Here is a 19,727-nt window from a genome sequence, read left to right as displayed (position 1 = left end):
TTTGCTGCCCGGGGGGCGGTGAATAAACAGAATTTGCTTGGCGACCATAGCATTATGGACCCACCTGATCCCATGCCGAACTCAGTAGTGAAACGTAATAGCGCCGATGGTAGTGTGGGGTCTCCCCATGTGAGAGTAGGACATCGCCAGGCTCCAATTTAGATATACGTATTGAACGACGTGTATCGGATAGACATGAACATGTTTATCACCGTGTGGAGCGGTAGTTCAGTTGGTTAGAATACCGGCCTGTCACGCCGGGGGTCGCGGGTTCGAGTCCCGTCCGCTCCGCCACTTATTCAGACAGAGTTAAGTCTTTAAAATAACTACAGGGGTATAGCTCCAATTGGCAGAGCAGCGGATTCCAAATCCGCGTGTTGGGAGTTCGAATCTCTCTACCCCTGCCACCTTCGAAAGCCTCGACAGAAATGTCGGGGCTTTTTTGCATTTGGCATTTGAAAGCTAAAGCACCGACATCCGCTCGATAAGATAACTTTCCCTTCTTTATCAATACTGTGACTCGGTTTGATAAATTCAGTTTGATCTCCAGTGGTTTGTTAGTAAAATGATAATACATTAGGGGTGTAGCTCCAATTGGCAGAGCAGCGGATTCCAAATCCGCGTGTTGGGAGTTCGAATCTCTCCACCCCTGCCATCTTCGAAGCCTTAGTCGAAAGACTGAGGCTTTTTTATATATGTTGCTTCTGCGAAGCAATGTTGGGAGCTGGAGTGCCAGCCCAGTCAAATCTCTCCACCCCTGCCAGATTCAAAACCTCAGCAGAAATGCTGAGGTTTTTTTGTATCTATGGGGGGATTTTCACTTGTTGTGAATGGGGATAAGCGATAGCATTTAGCCATTGTCACCGCCTAAGGCGTTGACGGGTGATGGAGTTCCACCTTTAACCGCTCAACCGAGATAATGACTCCTGCTGTAGTAGGATAGATCCGTCTATGGTGGGGCTTGTTATTTGCCATAGCATCTATCCTTGAGAGTAATTCGAGATAAAGATAGAGATGGTATGGCACATCCATTAAGTTCAAATCCTAAAATTTTCGTCCAAATCCTCCGTTGGACGCTTCTTATTATTCCCGTTGCCGTCATTGTCGGTTCGTTGAATGCCTTCTTTCTGTGGATTTTAAGCGTTGCGACTGCAACCCGAATTGATAATCCATGGCTCATCTACCTCTTGCCGTTGGCTGGCTTGGTGATTGTTTATTGCTACCGTAATCTAGGGAAAAACTCAGAGGGTGGTAACAACCTCATCATGGATGAGATCCATGAACCCGGTGCCGGTATTCCAGCTCGCATGGCACCTTTGGTATTGATTACCACAGTGATCACCCACCTGTTCGGTGGCTCTGCAGGCCGTGAAGGGACGGCTGTGCAAATCGGTGGGGCATCGACCCATTGGCTAGCACGTAAATTTAAGCTAAATGAGTCTGACACTCGGCTTATTCTGATTGCAGGTGTAGCCGCTGGCTTTGGTGCCGTATTCGGCACCCCGTTGACTGGCGCTATCTTTGCCCTTGAAGTATTGGCTATAGGCCGCTTGCGTTACGATGCAATCATTCCGGCCTTGTTCGCTGCAATATTGGCAGATGTGGTTTGCTCGGCCTGGGGCGTGCACCATACTCATTACCGCATCGATTTCCTTGAAACCATCACCTTATTTGAACATGCGGTCAAAGTGGACTTGTGGATGATCGCCAAGATTGTGGTCGCTGCGGTTGCATTTGGATTGGCGGGGTATTTATTCGGTGAGCTAACCCATGCCTTCAAAGATATCTTTAAGGCGACCCTGAAAAACCCATACCTGATTGTGGTTGTCGGTGGTTTGATCGTCATTGGTGCTGTTCAGCTGATCGGCAACTATGATTATATTGGCTTGGGTGTGTATTCGAGCCGGGAAGGTGGCGTCAGTATTTTAAGTGCCTTCCAGGATGGAGGCGCCGAGTGGTATAGCTGGCTACTCAAATTGTTGTTAACGGCTATCACCCTTGCTGCTGGTTATAAGGGCGGAGAAGTTACGCCTTTGTTCTTCGTCGGAGCGACGTTGGGTAATACCATGGCTTGGGTGCTGGGTGCGCCGGTTGATTTATTTGCCGCCCTTGGCTTCTTGGCAGTGTTTGCCGCAGCGACCAATACACCACTGGCTTGTACCATTATGGGTGTTGAGCTATTTGGGGCTGAGCACATGTTGTATTTCGCCATTGCTTGCTATACCGCTTATTTCTTCAGTGGCCACACCGGGATTTATTCATCACAGCGAGTGGCGGTACCTAAGCTGCTTGACTTGGATGGTGCGCCGAAGATCACCCATAAGCTCGGTGAGCTGAGAGAAACCCATTCCTCATTGCTTAAGTCACTTGTGAAGCGCTTCAAATAATTTTGTTTGGAGGCGGCGTGTTATGCAAAGGTAGCAATGTTTTTGCCAAATAAGTATTAAAACTGTGGGTTCTGCCTTGCCGAGGCAGAACCCCTTTCATATACTGCTAGTTCAACTTGTCGGAGTGCCATTTGGCTGAGACCGCATTGCGGGATCCGTAGAACCTGATCAGGCTAATACCTGCGAAGGGAACAAGAGAGACTCTTCTGCATCGCTGTATTCACAGTGGCAGTATCAGACGAAACTATACACCCTACGTATAGCCTCTTGTTTACGCACCTATCCGCCAAGCACTTTCCCCTTTATGGACTAAAAAGGAAATTGCTATGTCGAATCGCAAACAAGCGAGACTGGAAGCGAAACAATTTATCGATTCACTGACCACCCAGGCTTACCCGAACTCCCGGAAAGTCTATGTCACCGGTAGCCGCGAAGATATCCGGGTGCCAATGCGTGAAATTGCCCTGGCCGACAGCTTGGTTGGTGGGAGCAAAGATGATCCTGTTTTTGAGCCCAATGAGTCGATACGTGTCTATGACACTTCTGGCTTTTATACCGATCCTGAGCAACCCGCTGATATCTATGCTGGCCTGCCAAAACTGCGTGAAGCATGGATTGAGGAGCGGGGTGATACCGAGCATCTTGATGAGCTAAGCTCGCAATACTCCAAAGACCGTTTGGCCGATGACACACTTGATGAGCTACGGTTTGAGCAACAGTCTCGTATCCGGCGCGCCAAAACAGGTGCTAATGTCACCCAATTGCACTATGCCCGTCAGGGGATCATCACGCCCGAAATGGAATATATCGCGATCCGTGAAAATATGGGGCGGGCAACATATCGAGATGAGGTGCTCAACCAACAGCATCCGGGTATGGCCTTTGGTGCAAACCTTCCTGAAGAAATTACCCCCGAATTTGTCCGCCGTGAAGTTGCTGAAGGCCGGGCTATCATCCCTTGTAATATCAATCACCCCGAATCTGAGCCGATGATTATTGGCCGAAACTTTCTGGTCAAGGTCAATGCCAATATCGGTAACTCGTCGGTCAGCTCTTCAATTGAAGAAGAGGTTGAGAAACTAGTGTGGTCGACCCGTTGGGGAGGCGATACGGTAATGGATCTTTCTACCGGGCGAAATATTCATGAAACCCGTGAGTGGATCATCCGCAACAGCCCTGTCCCGATTGGTACTGTGCCTATGTATCAGGCGCTGGAAAAGGTCAATGGTATTGCCGAGAACCTAAATTGGGACGTATTCCGCGATACCTTGCTGGAACAAGCCGAGCAGGGGGTCGACTACTTTACAATTCATGCCGGCGTCTTGCTGCGCTATGTCCCGATGACAGCCAAAAGGGTCACGGGTATTGTCTCGCGCGGTGGTTCAATCATGGCCAAATGGTGTTTGGCCCATCATCAGGAAAGCTTCCTGTACCAGCACTTCCGAGAGATTTGCGAAATCTGTGCCCAGTACGACATTGCCCTGTCATTGGGGGATGGCCTGCGCCCGGGCTCGGTGGCTGATGCCAATGATGAGGCGCAGTTTAGTGAGCTGCGTACACTGGGTGAGCTAACCAAGATTGCATGGGAATACGATGTCCAGGTGATGATTGAAGGCCCGGGGCATGTACCGATGCACATGATCAAAGAGAACATGGAAGAGCAGCTCAAGCACTGCGATGAAGCGCCATTTTATACCTTGGGGCCGTTGACGACCGATATCGCGCCGGGCTATGACCATATTACCTCTGGCATCGGTGCCGCCATGATCGGCTGGTATGGCTGTGCCATGCTGTGCTACGTCACCCCGAAAGAACACTTGGGCCTGCCGAATAAAGAAGATGTAAAGGTGGGGCTGATCACGTACAAGCTGTGTGCCCATGCGGCAGACTTAGCAAAAGGCCACCCCGGCGCTCAGGTTCGCGATAACGCCTTGTCGAAGGCACGCTTTGAGTTCCGCTGGGAGGATCAATTTAATCTGGCTTTAGATCCTGAAACGGCTCGAGCCTACCATGATGAAACACTCCCTCAGGAGTCCGGCAAAATCGCGCATTTTTGTTCGATGTGCGGACCGAAATTCTGCTCGATGAAGATCTCACAAGAAGTCCGTGACTATGCAAAAGGGCTAGAGAAAGACGGCGATTTAGCGGTGAAGATGTTGGATGACCCACTCGAAGGTATGCAGCAAAAAGCCGATGAATTCCGGGCCAAGGGAAGTGAGCTTTATCACCCAATTAAAGAGGAAAGTTAATGAACGCGTTGTGTTTACCCGATCACTTAGCGCCATTGCTGATGCACATTGAGCCATTGTTGGCAGCGGCTGACAAATATCAGCTCGGTGAGGCCGTGAGTATGGAGTGGAGCGGATCGGAGGTGGTAGACATTCATCTAGAAGGTATGTCCTTCACGGTGGCGTTTAATCCGTCTGAAGCGATGACCCAAGGGATGGAGGTACGCGATCAGTGGATTGCCCCTTATCCGTCATTGGCGGAGATGCAGCAGCAGGTAGCGGAGAATCCGGCATTGGTTGTCTGTGGCCTGCCGACAGAGCAAGGCTGCGTCGATATGTGGCATCACCTCGGTGAAGCCCGTGCAGTGTATTGCCATCATGCCGGAGCCAGTGAACCGCAGCGTGCGATGTTGCTGGCAGCGCTGGCATTGGACTACCCGCTGGAAGATGCGGTAACCCTGTCGCGCGCCCATGCCCGTGGCTATTTGGAAAGTCATTCGGATGGCTATGGTGAAACCGGTTGGCCGATGGCGCGAGCGTTGTTCCCGCGTCCACTGACTGCCAACCACCCTGAATGTGATGAGCTCGGTTGGGTCAGCAAGGAAGTGGCGGTAGCACCGTTTGCGACTGTTGAGCGTGAAAAGTTGGCACTGTACCCGGTGGTCGATACCGCCCAATGGGTGACCCGTTTGTTGGATCTGGGTGTGAAGACTACCCAGCTACGGATCAAAGATCCGTCTGAGCCAACGCTGCCGGCCCAGATCACCAATATTGTTGAGGCTGGCAAGCAGCATGAAGCCCAGGTGTTCGTTAACGACTATTGGCAGCTGGCGATTGATAACCAAGCTTATGGTGTCCACTTAGGGCAGGAAGATCTGGAAACCGCGGATTTAGCTGCTATCCAGCAGTCGGGGCTACGGCTTGGCCTTTCAACCCATGGTTACTACGAAATCCTGCGGGCGGCGGAATTTGCCCCGAGCTATATCGCATTGGGTCATATTTTCCCGACCACCACTAAAGACATGCCATCTAAACCACAGGGATTAAACCGCTTAGCCTTGTACCAGAAGTTGATTGGCGATGCGTTCCCGACAGTGGCTATTGGCGGTATTGACTTATCACGTGCCGAGCGCGTGTGGCGCACCGGGGTGAGCAGTGTTGCCGTTGTACGTGCCGTAACCCAGGCCGACGATCCGGCGCAGGCGGTGGCCGCATTTGAAGACATCTTGATCCGTAACCCAGCAGAATAGGAACGTAACCATGCTCAGTGATCAGGAATTTCTCCGCTATAACCGCCAGATCATGCTGCCGCAGATCGGTGAGTCTGGACAGCAGTCGCTGGCCAGCGCCCAGGTGCTGCTGGTCGGTGCGGGCGGTTTGGGATCGGCGGCTGCCTTGTACCTTGCCGGCGCAGGTATCGGTAATCTGGTGATGGCTGATGATGACACCGTTGATAGTTCTAACTTGCAGCGTCAGGTGGTCTATCGCGACAGCGATCAAGGCAAAGCCAAGGCTGTAATGGCGGCTGAGCAACTACAGGCGCTGAATCCACATATCCGTATCCGGGCCGTTAAAGCTCGGCTTGCTGATCAGCGTTTGGCGATGGAGGTATCGCTGGCTGATGTCGTTCTTGATTGTTCGGACAATCTAGCGACGCGCTACGCCGTCAACCAAGCTTGCTTCAAGGCCAACACCCCACTGATCTCGGGAGCTGCCATTCGCTGGCAGGGGCAACTGATGGCGTTTGATTTTCGCCAGGGCCACGGCCCTTGCTATCACTGTCTGTTCCCTCGTCAGGCGGGGAGCGTTGATGAGCCGCAAAATTGCAGCAATTCTGGGATTGCCGGGCCAGTGGTCGGGACCATCGGTAACCTGCAGGCACTGGAAACCATTAAATTACTGACCGGTGCTGGCGAGGTGGGTTTTGGCTCCCTGCGCCAGTTTGATGGTCTGACTATGGGCTGGCAAGCCTTCCAATTACCAACAGATAGATCGTGCCCAGTGTGCGGGACGGGAGAATAAACCCACTATGACGACAGCAACTCTGATCCAGGTTCGGGTCAATGATAAACCGGTTGAGGTACCTGAAGGTCAATCTCTCAGTGCCCTGCTGACACAGCTGGAGATGCCACTTCAGGCAACGGCCGTAGCCCTTAATGAAGATATCGTAGCCCGCAGCGAGTGGGATACAACCGTTCTGACCACCGGCGATCGCATCGCCCTGTTCCAAGCGATTGCAGGAGGATAAATGCTAACTATCGCTGATAAGACGTTCTCGTCACGCCTGTTTACCGGTACCGGTAAGTACGCCAACCGCCATACCATGGCGGAATCAATCATTGCCTCTGGCTCTGAGTTGGTCACCATGGCCCTTAAACGGGTTGATATCGACAGCCGTGATGATGATATTCTCGCGCCGTTGATTGAGGCCGGGGTGAACCTGCTACCAAATACTTCCGGTGCCAAAAATGCCAAGGAAGCTGTGTTTGCGGCCAAGTTGGCCCGTGAAGCATTGGGGACTAACTGGCTGAAGCTGGAAATCCATCCTGATCCAAAATACTTGATGCCCGATCCGATTGAGACCTTGGCGGCTGCCGAAGAGTTGGTGCGTGAAGGCTTCATTGTTCTGCCGTATTGCCATGCTGATCCGGTGTTGTGTAAGCGTTTGGAAGAGGTTGGCTGTGCGGCGGTGATGCCGCTGGGGGCGCCGATTGGCTCCAACAAAGGGCTGGCCTCGCGTGATTTTCTTGAAATCATCATTGATCAGGCCAAGGTGCCGGTGATTGTTGACGCCGGTATCGGCGCGCCGTCCCATGCTGCTGAAGCGATGGAGATGGGAGCGGATGCGGTATTGGTGAACACGGCAATTGCCGCGGCGGCCGATCCGATTGTAATGGGGCGCGCGTTTAAGTTAGCGGTCGAGAGTGGCAGGATGGCGTATGAAGCGGGTTTGGCCGGAACGGTTAACCATGCCATTGCTTCAAGCCCATTAACCGCGTTCTTGGATCAGCCTGCTTAAGGAGCCTGCGATGAGTTTCGTTGATGAGTGGAAGCAGCTTGATTGGGATGATATCCGGCTGTCTATCTATGGCAAGACGGCGGCGGATGTTGAGCGGGCACTGCGCAAACCCAAGCGTGATCTGGAAGATTTCAAGGCCTTGATCTCGCCGGCGGCAGAACCTTATCTCGAGCAGATGGCGCAGCAGTCGGCGGCATTGACCCGCAAGCGCTTCGGCCATACGGTGTCGTTTTATATTCCGCTGTACCTGTCCAACCTGTGTGCCAACGCCTGTACCTACTGTGGCTTCTCGATGGAAAACCGCATCAAGCGCCGTACCCTGAATATGGCGGAAATTGAACGTGAGTGTGAGGCGATCAAGGCTAAGCAGTTCGACAGTATCCTGTTGGTGACCGGCGAGCATGAACGCAAAGTCGGCATGGAATACTTCCGTGAAGCCTTGCCGGCGATCAAGTCTCATTTCAGCTACTTGGCGATGGAAGTCCAACCGCTGGATCAGGATGAATATGCCGAGCTGAAAACCCTCGGCTTGGATGCGGTGATGGTTTACCAGGAAACCTACAGCGCGCCGACCTATGCCCAGCACCATTTGCGCGGCAACAAGATGGACTTTGAATACCGGTTGGCAACACCGGATCGCTTGGCAAAAGCCGGTATTGATAAAATCGGGATCGGTGCACTGATCGGCCTCGAAGAGTGGCGCACTGACTGTTTCTTTGCCGCAGCACACCTTGATTACCTTGAGCGTACCTACTGGCAAACGCGCTATTCTATTTCTTTCCCACGCCTGCGTCCGTGTGAAGGTGGGTTGCAGCCAAAATCGGTGATGAATGATCGCCAATTGGTACAGCTGATCTGTGCTTACCGGTTATTTAACCCTGAGGTTGAGCTTTCGCTGTCGACCCGGGAGTCTGCACAGTTCAGAGATAACGTGCTACCGCTGGGGATCACCACCATGTCGGCGGAGTCCAAGACCCAGCCGGGTGGTTATGCCGATGACGTTCCGGAGCTTGAGCAGTTTGCGATCAGTGATGAGCGCCCGGCTGCCGATGTCGCCGCTGCGGTCAAGCAGCGCGGCTTTGAAGTGGTATGGAAGGACTGGCACCATGCCTACTCGGGCTAACTGGCTGTGATTATTTAGCGCTATACCTGTATCGAAAGTGCTCATTTATAGCTATAAACTCCGCGCTTTCTCTTTGCTCTAGCGCCAAATTCTACACAGACAAGATCGAGAGATTTAAAGATAAAAAACGCCCGCACAGACTGTCTGTGCGGGCGTTTTCTTTTGTTGTTGGCGCTATGCTAGCAACACAACGATCATCGTGTTAGCGGTGCCGTTGCCTGCTCTAGCCATGCAACGTCATCGCCTTGCAGCGATGGGCTCAGCACATCGAAAACGCTCTGGTGGTAGTTGTTCAGCCAGCTAAGCTCGGCGTCAGTCATCAGCGCCAGATCAACCAAGCGACGGTCAATAGGGGCACGGGTCAGGGACTCGAAGCCCATTACTGTCATGTCACCGGCGGTTTCCACTTCAACAACCAGCTCAAGGTTTTCGATACGGATCCCGAAGGCATCAGCGCGGTAGTAGCCCGGTTCGTTCGATAGCACCATACCCGGTAGCAGGGCGGTTGGGTTGTGTACTTTAGCGATACGCTGCGGGCCTTCGTGGACACTCAGGAAGTGGCCGACGCCATGGCCGGTACCGTGGTCATAATCAAAGCCGTAGGCCCATAGGTGCTGGCGGGCAAGGGCATCAAGCTGTGAGCCTGTAGTGCCTTTCGGGAAACGGGCAGACGCCAACCCGATATGGCCTTTTAGTACCAGGGTAAAGGTTTTCTTCACGTCCTCGTCCGGCTGTCCGATAGCGATCGTACGGGTAATGTCGGTCGTGCCGTCCGGGTACTGGCCGCCTGAGTCAACCAGGTAGACGTTGTCCATTTCCAGTACGCTTGGCTCAGGTTGGTTATTGTGGTTGTAGTGACACATGGCGGCGTTGCCGGCAGCGGCCGAAATTGTATCGAAGCTAACATCGGTACAGCTGCTGTCCTCGCTGCGGAATTGCCACAGTTTGTCCGACAACGTGCCTTCGTCCAGCAGGTTGCCTTGGGCGACTTGGCTATCCACCCAGGCCAGGAACTTAGAGACGGCTACGCCATCGCGGATATGGCAGGCTTTCATGCCGGCAATTTCCGTTGGGTTCTTGGCGGCTTTCGGCAGTAGGCAAGGATCGGCGGCTTCTAGTAGTGTTGCATCCGCATCACGCAACGTTTGGCTGGCCCAGGCATTGCTGGTGGCTGGATCGACCAATACGGTTTTGCCTGATAGCTGCTTGAGGCCAGCTTCCAGTGCTTCAGGGGCATTGACGCGTACACCGTCGCCAACGTGGGCGGCGAAACCTTCCGGTAAACGGCTTGGATCAATGTAAAAGTCCACGCTTTGATCGGCATGAAGTAGCGCTGTAGATAATAGAACCGGTAGGCTCGGTACATCACTACCACGGATGTTTAGTAGCCAGGCAATGCTATCGAGCTGGGTTAGCAAGACCGCATCGGCTTTTTGCTTGGTCAGCGCAGCGGCAATTTGCACTCGCTTGTCGCTGCTGTTCTGGCCAACAAAATCCAAGCTCATCAGCTTTGCTTGCGATAGGGTCGCTGCTGGACGGTCGGACCAGTATAGCTCGATTGGGTTGTCGCTAATGCTGACCAGCTCCAATTCACCTGCTACTTGCGCCTGGGTACGGGTCAGCCAAGCTGCGCTGTGCAGGCGCGGGTCGATAGCAACTTTGCTGTTCGGGGACAGGTTGTCCAATGCCCATTGGACTGGCGGCTCGTCAATCAGGTGGCGGTATTCGTATACCTCACCCGGTACTTGTTTGCGTACCTGGACCACGTAGCGGCCGTCGACAAACATCGCGGCTTTGTCGCGGGCAATGACGGCCATACCTGCCGAGCCGGTAAAGCCCGTTGCCCAGTGCAGGCGTTCGTTATGGGCCGGGATATATTCGCCCAGGTATTCATCTTCGTGGGGGATCAAAAGGGCGTCGAGCTGGTTTGCTTCCAGCCATTGGCGGATCTGCGCGACGCGTTGCGAGATAACTGCTTGCATGTGTGTATTTTTCCTTTCACTGAGTCACCGTCCGTGTGACGGCTATAAGGCCAGCCTGAATAACAAATACCCCTGTCCTTCAGGTGAGGGACAGGAAATGTTGGCTGTTCAGGCTGTTTTCCCTAAATTAGCGCTTTTGCGTAATAGCTGCAATTAGCTAACAGACAAATCACGGCAGCGCGAGGTGATAATTTGCCGTAACCAACTATGTCCCGGGTCTTTTTCTTGATGTTGATGCCAAAACAGGGTGTAGGCCATAGGAGGAAGTGCTGGTGGCAAGGGCAACACAACCAGGTCGAGCTGGGCAGCGATGTAATCAGCAAAGTGGCTAGGGGCAGTAAACACCAGGTCGGTATGGGTACACAGGCTGGCGGCACTGTTGAAGTCGGGCACATACATGGCGATATCCCTGCTGAGGCCTTGCTCCGCCAACTTGTAATCGAGCAGCCAGCGGTCATCGTTTCCACAACGGACCTGGATATGGCGCTGTTTGAGGTAGCAGTCTTGATCCCATTTTTTGCCGAGCACTGGGTGTCCCTGCCGTACCAAGCAGCGTTGGGTGTCTTGGCATAGTTCGGCGAAAATGATCCCTTTGGGTGGCATTAGGGTGAGCATCGCATCCTTAGGGTTAAGATCCTTCCCGGTGATACCGAAATCAATTTCGCCACTGATCAGTTTTTCAAAGGTGTTTGGCTCCCAGGCCTGGGTATCGAGGATGATATTGGGCCCTTCGGCAAAAATATCACCGAGGAAGCGGGGTAAGAATAACGGGTAGGCACTCTCGACCAGCGCCATGCGAAAGTGTCGGTCGCTGGTATGGGGCGCGAAAGCCGCTGGGGCGGTCAGGTGCTCGATATCCCTGAGCAGTTGTTCGAGCAGTGGCATCAAGGCGATAGCGCGTGGGGTGGGCCTCATGCCGTGGGCGCTACGGACAAACAGGGGATCATCGAATTGCTCACGCAGGCGGTTGAGGCTTTTGCTGACGGCCGACTGGCTCAGGCATAGTCGCTTGGCGGCAAGGGTGACGCTGCCTTCTTCCAGTAAAACATGTAAGCAAACTAGCAGGTTGAGATCTAATCTGGCGAGTTTTTCAAATGACACGGAACGTCTCCCCGTAAAAACACAGTGATATTCCCAAATGGAAAATCGGTGTTGAATATATACCATTTCTATTCATATCTTGAACACCGTAAACTGCTGCCATTGCTCAACAGGATTATACTATGCAACCGAAAAACTCTGCGGACAAACGGCTGGTGGCCTTAATGGTGACCCTGGTGTTGTTCAGCCCGCTTGCCATTGATATCTACCTTCCCGCGTTGCCGGTGATGGCGGAGACCTTCGCGGTCGACCTGACCCGGGTTCAAGATACCGTGACTTGGTTTATGTTCAGCCTGGGCCTTGGTCAGTTGCTGGCTGGACCGCTGGCTGACCGATTTGGCCGCCGTCCTATTGCCCTAGGCGGTATTGCGATTTACGGTGCGAGTGCTGCACTGGCGTATGTTGCCCAGTCTTTGGACATGTTATTGGTCGCCCGTTTATTGCAAGGGTTTGGTGCCTGTGCGACATCGGTCGCGGCCTTTGCGGCGGTACGTGATAGCTTCGGTCCAGAGAAAAGCGGCCGGATGATCAGTTACCTCAACGGTGCGATCTGCTTCATTCCCGCTTTGGCACCGTTGCTGGGAACGTGGCTGACCCACCAGTTTGGCTGGCGCGCCAACTTCAGCTTCATGGCCGGTTTTGCGCTGGTGGCGGGCTTGTTCATCTTGCTGCTGTTTCGTGAAACCCGTCCGGCCGATACCGATGTATCCGGCTCGACGATTAGCCTATCACGCTACTGGTCTGTCCTTAAGGAGCCTACTTTCTTGTACCATGCCAGCATGTGCATGCTAGCGATGGCAGTGATCCTCGCTTATGTCACCTCGGCCCCCGCGTGGTTGATGGTCGAGCTAGGCCAGAGTATGAACCAGTTTACCCTGTGGTTTGGCATCAATGCCGCGCTGAATATCTTGGCTTGTATGGTTGCCCCTAAATACATTGACCGCTTTGGTTCGCGAATGACGCTCAATACCGGTCTGGTGATCTTGGTACTGGCTGGCATGCTAATGCTGTTGCTGGGTCATATCACTGAGGCCTGGGCCTTCATGGCTCCCATTTTCATGTCCTCGTTCGGCTTTGCCTTTGTGCTTGGCTCGGCGGCGGGCAAAGCGCTGGCCCCGTTTGGTGACCGTGCCGGTACGGCTGCTGCATTGCTTGGTTTGTTCCAAATGAGTGGTGCCGGTGCGATGGTCAGCCTGACCCAACGCTTGGGCTTGAGCTCGCCGGATTTGATGGTATTGCAGATGTGGTTGTTGATCCCGGGCTTGTTGATCTTGTGGACCAAATTCGGCCGTCGCTGGCATGCGCCTGTGACCGCTTAACAGAAAATGCTCAATAATAAAAAGACGCCATCCCTTTAAGGCGCAGGGTCTCGACAACCCGTACTTACTAGCTTGCCTGCCACCCAGTGGCAGGCTTTTTTTATGCTTGTAATAATGGGGACTAGGGTGCAGCCGGAGTTTCGGTTTGCTGCTTTTTACCTTTCCATTGTTGGATGAGCAGGCCGAATACTATCAGCACCAAGCCAACCAAGGTCGAGGAGTGGATCTCTTCGCCGATAATCGTCGCCAGCAACATCAGCGAAATAAACGGGGAAATGAAGATCAGGTTGCTGATCCGCGCCGTATTGCGGGTCAGCTTGAGGGCATTGATCCACAGTACGAAGGTGATGCCCATCTCGAACAAGCCGACATAGCTTACCGCCGCCCAGCCTTGCCAAGGGACCGCTGTCCATCCCCCGGTGTAAAGGCTCAAGCCGATAGAAAAAGGCAATGAGACTAAGAAGCCCAAGAGTACACCGAGCACCGCATCGGCTTGGTTTTTAGTATTGAGGATCCAATACATCGCCCACAGTAGGGTCGACAGGAGTGCCAGCGCCACACCGGTCGGGTTATCAAACTGCAATGCCATGACATCGCCCTTGGTGGCAATCACAACTACACCGAGGTAGCCGAGTGCACAGGCCGCCCAGTCTTGCTTGCGAATTTTCTGGCCGAGGAAGACCGCGGCCATCAGCGTCAGGGTGATCGCCCAGCTGTAGTTGAGCGGCTGGGCCTGGGAAGCGGGCAGCAGTTCGTAGGCTTTGAACAGTACCAGATAGTAGGCAAAAGGATTGATCAGACCGAGCAGTAAATAGTAAAGCGGTCTGGCCATAAAGGTACGGCCCAACAGGTGGAGTTTGCCTTGGTACAGTGCGATACCTGCCAGGGCGATGGCTGAGACCACACTGGCGGCAACCAGCATCTGGATTGGGGTAAAGAAATCGAGGGTGATCTTAAAAGCGGTGGCAACGGTCGACCACAACAGGACAGCCGTCAGGCCATACCCGAGCGCACTACGTTCGTTCATTGTTCATCCATAATCAATTGCTGCTTTGGCAAGCCAGCAGGGGGTATATAGGGCGTCAGTCTATTCGATTGCAGCGAAGCCGACCAGAAAATTGCTACAAGGAATGTGAGCTTCGTGCGGAGGGTGTTTCTGCGATAGAGAAACTGGACATTTATCCAGTATCCTCTTAGCCTTATTGGCAAAAGCAGATCAATTGCTGGTTAATCAAAGAGTCGGGAACAAAGCATGATGAATGAGTGGTTGTCGGGGTACGGCTTGGCTATCGTGACCGGTGTATCCGGGGCCACGGTAGCAGGGGCTATCACGGCATGGCTGGTAAATAACCGCTGGCAACAGCAAATGCAGCTTTTGCGTCAGCAGGCAGAGAACGAACTGAAATTGGCACAAAACCGCGAACAGCATTACCAGGGGCAGCTCAACGAGCGTAACCAGGAGCTCGATGAAATGGATGTTGAACGCGATCGGCTCACGGCCGAGTTGCGCCAGATGCATGGCCGCCTCGCGGCGGCGTTGGAGAAAATGCGCCATTTCGAGGCGCTCAAGAACGAGAAGCAATACCTAGCCGAACAGCTTGAAAACGGTCGGATGGCCAATGCCGGTCTCGAAGCTGACTTACGCGAGCAGGAAGCCCGTCACTTTGAAGAGCAGAAAGCGGCCGATGACAAGATTGCCCTGCTGGAAAATGCCGAAGAGCGGCTGCGGGTGCAGTTTGAAAGCTTGGCCAACCGCTTGTTCGAGCAAAAGACTCGTACTGTCGATCAGCAGAACCGGATCAGTATGGAGGGTTTGCTGGGGCCGCTGCGCGAGCAGCTTGATGGCTTCCGTAAGCAGGTCAATGACAACTTCAACCAAGAAGCCCGCGAGCGCCATACCTTGGTCCACGAAATCAATAATCTCAAGCAGCTCAATGAACAGATGGCGCGTGAAGCGGTCAACCTGACTCAGGCGCTTAAAGGGGACAACAAAGCGCAGGGCAACTGGGGTGAGGTTGTGTTGGCTCGGGTGCTAAGTGACTCCGGGTTGCGTGAAGGGCATGAATACCAAACTCAGATCAGCCTCGAGAATGGGGACGGCAAGCGCTACCAACCTGACGTGGTCGTACACCTGCCGCAAAGCAAAGATGTCGTTATCGATGCCAAGATGTCGTTGATTGCCTACGAACGTTTTTTCAATGCCGATAATGTTGCCGAGCAGGAGCTGGCTCTGGGTGAGCACGTTGCCTCGGTACGCAGCCATATCCGAGGGTTAAGCCGCAAGGACTACCATCAGCTGCATGGGGTTGAAAGCTTGGATTACGTGCTGATGTTTATTCCGGTCGAGCCGGCGTTCCAAGCCGCCATTCAATCAGATCCACGTCTGATCCGTGATGCGATGGATCAGAACATCATGCTGGTCAGCCCGACCACCTTGCTGGTGGCTCTGCGGACCATTAATAACCTGTGGCGTAACGAGCGCCAGAACCAAAATGCCAAGCAAATCGCTGAACGGGCCAGCAAACTTTACGACAAGCTGCGGCTGTTTGTTACCGATATGGAATCCATGGGTGCGTCATTGGAGAAGGCCAACCAGAGTTACCAGGGCGCGATGAATAAGCTGGTCACGGGCCGTGGTAATGTGATCCGCCAAGCTGAAGGGTTCCGCCAGTTGGGGGTGGAGGTCAAGCGTGATATCAATCCTCTATTAACCGAAAGGGCGATGCTGGGGGCGGCTGATGATGAGCCGTTGGCAGCGATTGGCGAGGATAGCTCGACCGCATAATGGTGCAGGATGGAGTTAGATGCAGGTTGTGCTTTGAGCAAACCTCAACCATCAAGTACACTAGGGCGAAATAATACGTTAACCATGACGGAAGTAGCATGACGGACACCACACTAGAGACGACCCATTTTGGCTACCGGACTGTAGCCAAGGACGACAAGGCAGAAATGGTTGCTGAGGTATTTCACTCGGTAGCAGCTAAGTACGACATTATGAATGACTTGATGTCGATGGGAGTCCATCGGGTGTGGAAGCGCTTTACCATTGATTGCAGTGGTGTTCGCCGTGGCCACAAGGTGCTCGACTTGGGTGGCGGTACCGGTGACCTTACGGCTAAGTTTTCGCGCATTGTGGGTGATGATGGTCAGGTGATCTTGGCCGATATCAATAACTCGATGTTGAAGGTTGGCCGTAGTAAACTGCGAGATAACGGTATTGTCGGTAATGTGGGCTATGTTCAGGCTAATGCCGAAGAGTTGCCTTTTCCTGATGATTACTTTGACTGTATTACCATCAGCTTCTGTCTGCGTAACGTGACCGACAAAGACAAAGCATTGCGTTCGATGTACCGCGTGCTTAAGCCGGGTGGTCGTTTGTTGGTGCTTGAGTTCTCCAAGCCGATTGTCGAGCCGTTGTCGAAAATCTATGACGCCTACTCTTTCCACTTGTTACCGAAAATGGGTGAAGTGATTGCCAATGACGCCGAAAGCTATCGTTACCTTGCCGAGTCTATCCGGATGCACCCGGATCAAGAGACGTTGGAAGGAATGATGCAGAGTGCGGGCTTTGAGCAAACCAACTTCTATAACCTGACCGGTGGCATTGTTGCCCTGCACCGTGGCTACAAATTCTGAGGAACCCATGCCTGTTGATGCGTTTGTAACTGGGGCGATCGAGACCTCGCTCAATGCCCTGCTGAAAGATGATGAAGACAGCCAGCGTCGCCTTGCCCGATTGAAGGGGAAAGTGATTGGCGTGACCATCAATGAGTTTGGCAAGCAGCTTTATTTTGTATTCAGCCAGCAGATTGATGTCCTTGGTGCCTACGAAGGCGAAGTTGACTGTCAGCTTGCGCTGAACCTTTCTGTCTTGCCTGAGCTTCGCCAGCAGGCCAACCTGACTCAATTGATCAAAGCCGACAAATTATCGCTCGAGGGGGATATCCAACTGGCCCAGCAGTTCTCGGCCTTGTTGAGTGGGCTTAAGCCGGACGTTGAAGAAAAATTATCGCAATATACGGGTGATATCGTTGCTCATACGTTAGTCAGTGGTGCTAAACAGGGCGCGCGATTTATTCAGCAAGGTGTGGTTAAGCGCCAGCGCGATTTGGCCGAGGTGATCACTGAAGAATGGCGTTTGGCTCCGCAGGCGCTGGAAATTGCGTATTTTGCCGATCAGGTCGACGACTTGAAAATGGACGTAGCACGCAGTGAAGCACGTTTGAAACGTTTAATGGAGCAAGTGCTTCAATGATGGTGTTTTCCGAAATTAAGCGTCTTTACCAAATCACTGCTGTCCAGCTGCGCTACGGACTTGATGAGTTACTGCCTGAAGATCCGCGGCTGAAATTGCCAAAGGCAATGCGCAAATCCTTGTTCTGGATTCGTAACGAGCACCCGGAAAAGCTATTGGGTGAGCGCTTGCGTCTGGCCCTGCAGGAACTGGGCCCTGTGTGGATCAAATTCGGTCAGATGATGTCAACCCGCCGCGATTTGTTCCCGCCACATATCGCCGATCAGCTGGCGTTGCTACAAGATCAGGTCGCGCCGTTTGATGGACGTCTGGCCAAGGAACAGATAGACAAAGCCTTGGGTGGCCCGTTGGAGACGTGGTTCAACGATTTCGACGAGGTGCCGCTGGCATCGGCGTCCATCGCTCAAGTCCATACCGCCACATTGAAAGAAACCGGTAAGGAAGTGGTTCTCAAGGTGATCCGCCCGGATATCTTGCCGGTGATCAAAGCGGATATTACCTTGATGTACCGGATGGCTGGCTTACTTGAAAAGGTACTGCCGGATGCCCGCCGCTTGCGTCCTGTTGAGGTGGTACGAGAGTACGAGAAAACCTTGCTCGATGAGCTGAACCTGATGCGCGAGGCCGCCAACGGTATTCAGCTAAGGCGCAATTTTGAAGACAGCGATATGCTGTATGTGCCGGAAGTGTATACCGATTTGAGTCGGGAAAACCTACTGGTGATGGAGCGTATCTATGGCATCCAGGTGTCGGATATTGACGCGCTGGTGACTAACGGTACCGATATGAAACTGTTGTCGGAAAATGCGGTGACGATTTTCTTCACCCAGGTGTTCCGTGATAGCTTCTTCCATGCCGACATGCACCCGGGGAATATTTTTGTTGCACGGGAAAATCCGGAAAATCCACAGTGGATCGCACTCGACTGTGGTATCGTCGGCAGTCTGAACCGGGAAGACAAACGTTATCTGGCTGAAAACCTGCTGGCATTTTTCAACCGTGATTACCGTAAGGTTGCCGAGTTGCACGTTGATTCTGGCTGGGTGCCGGAAGATACCAACATCGATGAATTTGAATTTGCGATTCGCACTGTATGCGAGCCGATTTTCGAGAAGCCGCTGGCCGAGATCTCGTTTGGCCATGTGTTGCTGAATTTGTTCAATACCGCACGCCGCTTCAATATGGAAGTGCAGCCACAGTTGGTATTGCTGCAAAAAACCTTATTATATGTCGAGGGATTGGGGCGTCAGCTGTACCCGCAACTAGATTTGTGGGATACCGCCAAACCTTTCTTGGAAGACTGGATGTCCCGTCAAGTCGGCCCACAGGCCGTGATCGACGGGGTGAAAAGTCGGGCGCCATTCTGGGCGGAGAAATTACCGGAGTTACCGGAATTACTGTACGATAGTTTGCGCCAAGGCAATGTGCTGAACCAACGTATCGATAAACTCTACGATAACTTCATGGAGAGTCGACGTTACCAGGGCCAGGCACGGTTCTACTTTGGCATTGGTGCAACTCTGGTTGTATGTTCTGCCATACTTTTTAGTAATCACGTTGAAACCTATTCGGCCATTAGCGCTGCAATGGGGGTCACGTTTTGGTTACTTGGGTGGCGTGCTTGCCGTAAATAGACGGTAAAGTATGCAGCCAACATATATTCGATTTGTTATTAACCACAATTAGCTGAGGTAAAACAAGCATGGGTGGTATCAGTATCTGGCAATTGCTAATCATTGCACTAATCATTGTGCTGTTGTTCGGAACCAAGAAACTGCGCACACTGGGTGGTGACTTGGGTTCTGCCGTGAAAGGTTTCAAGAAGGCGATCGGAGATGAAGAGCCGACTGCCGAGAAGAAAGATGCAGCAGCTGATGCAGATTTCGATCAAAAGAAACTGGCTGACGAACAGCAGGCTGACCAGGCTCAGAAGAGCCAGAAAGACAAAGAGCAGGTTTAACACGTGTTTGATATCGGGTTCTGGGAACTAATACTGATCTCCGTGGTGGGATTGGTTGTACTGGGGCCGGAACGCCTACCTGTCGCGATCCGTACGGTATCGCGCTGGGTTGGAGCTGCACGTAATATGGCGAACTCGGTCAAGGATGAACTGAACCAGGAGCTTAAGCTTCAGGAGCTTCAGGAAAACTTGAAAAAAGCCGAGCAGATGGGGATGAAAGATCTCTCGCCAGAGCTGAGGGACACTGTGGAGGAGCTGAAAAAAGCGGCCTCGGATGTGCAGCGTCCTTATGCTGACAAAAAAGACGAGCAGCCTTCGGCGACGACGACCTCTCAAAAGCAGGATTAATA

Annotated in this window: 17 protein-coding genes, 3 tRNA genes, 1 rRNA gene and 2 riboswitches; of the genes, 18 read left to right on the top strand and 3 right to left on the bottom strand. The window is 52.9% G+C overall.

The window, feature by feature from the left end; genetic code table 11:
- The first annotated feature begins 36 nt into the window (after positions 1-36).
- The 11 genes from rrf (at position 37) to thiH (ending at position 8,757) form a co-directional block, all read left to right on the top strand.
- Positions 37-152: ribosomal RNA gene (rrf, locus tag L4D79_RS22295) — 5S ribosomal RNA — on the top strand.
- A gap of 65 nt (positions 153-217) precedes the next feature.
- Positions 218-294 (top strand) — tRNA-Asp (locus L4D79_RS22290).
- Between the two features lie 36 nt (positions 295-330).
- Positions 331-407: transfer RNA gene (locus tag L4D79_RS22285), tRNA-Trp, on the top strand.
- Positions 408-578: 171 nt separating this feature from the next.
- A tRNA-Trp gene (locus L4D79_RS22280) sits at positions 579-655 on the top strand.
- A gap of 217 nt (positions 656-872) precedes the next feature.
- Positions 873-936, top strand: a riboswitch (Fluoride riboswitch).
- Between the two features lie 83 nt (positions 937-1,019).
- Positions 1,020-2,387 (top strand): voltage-gated chloride channel family protein, encoded by a 1,368-nt coding sequence (locus L4D79_RS22275; protein ID WP_428654495.1) that lies wholly within the window; start codon positions 1,020-1,022, stop codon positions 2,385-2,387.
- Between the two features lie 110 nt (positions 2,388-2,497).
- A riboswitch (TPP riboswitch) is annotated at positions 2,498-2,595 on the top strand.
- A 118-nt stretch (positions 2,596-2,713) separates the two neighbouring features.
- On the top strand, positions 2,714-4,636 hold the full coding sequence (gene thiC, locus L4D79_RS22270; RefSeq protein ID WP_428654493.1) for a phosphomethylpyrimidine synthase ThiC: 1,923 nt from the start codon (positions 2,714-2,716) through the stop codon (positions 4,634-4,636).
- Positions 4,636-5,865 (top strand): thiamine phosphate synthase, encoded by a 1,230-nt coding sequence (gene thiE / locus L4D79_RS22265; protein ID WP_428654491.1) that lies wholly within the window; start codon positions 4,636-4,638, stop codon positions 5,863-5,865. Before thiC ends, thiE begins: the two co-directional genes overlap by 1 nt.
- A 10-nt stretch (positions 5,866-5,875) precedes the next feature.
- Complete coding sequence (locus L4D79_RS22260) at positions 5,876-6,637, top strand: HesA/MoeB/ThiF family protein (RefSeq protein ID WP_428654488.1); 762 nt, start codon at positions 5,876-5,878, stop codon at positions 6,635-6,637.
- 7 nt (positions 6,638-6,644) lie between these two features.
- Positions 6,645-6,863 carry a sulfur carrier protein ThiS gene (thiS, locus tag L4D79_RS22255; protein WP_428654486.1) on the top strand — a complete coding sequence of 73 codons (219 nt, stop codon included), beginning with the start codon at positions 6,645-6,647 and terminating at the stop codon, positions 6,861-6,863.
- On the top strand, positions 6,864-7,634 hold the full coding sequence (locus L4D79_RS22250) for a thiazole synthase (protein ID WP_428654484.1): 771 nt from the start codon (positions 6,864-6,866) through the stop codon (positions 7,632-7,634).
- A gap of 10 nt (positions 7,635-7,644) precedes the next feature.
- Positions 7,645-8,757, top strand: a complete 1,113-nt coding sequence (gene thiH, locus L4D79_RS22245; RefSeq protein WP_428654481.1) for a 2-iminoacetate synthase ThiH — start codon at positions 7,645-7,647, stop codon at positions 8,755-8,757.
- Between the two features lie 194 nt (positions 8,758-8,951).
- Here thiH and L4D79_RS22240 read toward each other — a convergent pair whose 3' ends face one another.
- Together L4D79_RS22240 and L4D79_RS22235 are read right to left on the bottom strand one after the other, a co-directional pair.
- Entirely contained in the window at positions 8,952-10,739 is a 1,788-nt protein-coding gene (locus L4D79_RS22240) for an aminopeptidase P family protein (RefSeq protein WP_428654479.1), read from the bottom strand.
- 153 nt (positions 10,740-10,892) lie between these two features.
- Positions 10,893-11,840, bottom strand: a complete 948-nt coding sequence (locus L4D79_RS22235; protein WP_428654477.1) for a LysR substrate-binding domain-containing protein — start codon at positions 11,838-11,840, stop codon at positions 10,893-10,895.
- 122 nt (positions 11,841-11,962) lie between these two features.
- Between L4D79_RS22235 and L4D79_RS22230 the strand changes: the two genes are divergently transcribed.
- Positions 11,963-13,159 carry a multidrug effflux MFS transporter gene (locus tag L4D79_RS22230; RefSeq protein WP_428654475.1) on the top strand — a complete coding sequence of 399 codons (1,197 nt, stop codon included), beginning with the start codon at positions 11,963-11,965 and terminating at the stop codon, positions 13,157-13,159.
- 121 nt (positions 13,160-13,280) lie between these two features.
- On the opposite strand, the gene L4D79_RS22225 is transcribed toward L4D79_RS22230, so the two are convergent.
- The gene (locus L4D79_RS22225) at positions 13,281-14,186 is read right to left on the bottom strand and encodes a DMT family transporter (protein WP_428654472.1); all 906 of its coding nucleotides are present in this window, start codon (positions 14,184-14,186) and stop codon (positions 13,281-13,283) included.
- Positions 14,187-14,414: 228 nt separating this feature from the next.
- Between L4D79_RS22225 and rmuC the strand changes: the two genes are divergently transcribed.
- From rmuC to tatB, 6 genes are all read left to right on the top strand, one after another.
- A complete protein-coding gene (gene rmuC / locus L4D79_RS22220; RefSeq protein ID WP_428654527.1) occupies positions 14,415-15,944 on the top strand; it encodes a DNA recombination protein RmuC in 1,530 nt (509 codons plus the stop codon).
- Between the two features lie 98 nt (positions 15,945-16,042).
- The gene (gene ubiE, locus L4D79_RS22215) at positions 16,043-16,798 is read left to right on the top strand and encodes a bifunctional demethylmenaquinone methyltransferase/2-methoxy-6-polyprenyl-1,4-benzoquinol methylase UbiE (RefSeq protein ID WP_428654470.1); all 756 of its coding nucleotides are present in this window, start codon (positions 16,043-16,045) and stop codon (positions 16,796-16,798) included.
- Between the two features lie 7 nt (positions 16,799-16,805).
- Positions 16,806-17,417 (top strand): ubiquinone biosynthesis accessory factor UbiJ, encoded by a 612-nt coding sequence (locus L4D79_RS22210; RefSeq protein ID WP_428654468.1) that lies wholly within the window; start codon positions 16,806-16,808, stop codon positions 17,415-17,417.
- Complete coding sequence (gene ubiB / locus L4D79_RS22205; RefSeq protein ID WP_428654524.1) at positions 17,417-19,051, top strand: ubiquinone biosynthesis regulatory protein kinase UbiB; 1,635 nt, start codon at positions 17,417-17,419, stop codon at positions 19,049-19,051. Before L4D79_RS22210 ends, ubiB begins: the two co-directional genes overlap by 1 nt.
- Positions 19,052-19,119: 68 nt before the next feature.
- Positions 19,120-19,377, top strand: a complete 258-nt coding sequence (gene tatA / locus L4D79_RS22200) for a Sec-independent protein translocase subunit TatA (protein ID WP_428654466.1) — start codon at positions 19,120-19,122, stop codon at positions 19,375-19,377.
- A 3-nt stretch (positions 19,378-19,380) separates the two neighbouring features.
- Positions 19,381-19,725, top strand: coding sequence for a Sec-independent protein translocase protein TatB (gene tatB, locus L4D79_RS22195; RefSeq protein ID WP_428654464.1), 345 nt, complete (start codon positions 19,381-19,383; stop codon positions 19,723-19,725).
- The last annotated feature ends 2 nt before the right edge of the window (positions 19,726-19,727 follow it).

It is taken from the genome of Photobacterium satsumensis, from assembly GCF_050336935.1.
Taxonomy (GTDB): domain Bacteria; phylum Pseudomonadota; class Gammaproteobacteria; order Enterobacterales; family Vibrionaceae; genus Photobacterium; species Photobacterium satsumensis.
The sequence above is the reverse complement of the archived record's forward strand: the minus strand, read 5'-3'. Positions and strand labels throughout refer to the sequence as shown.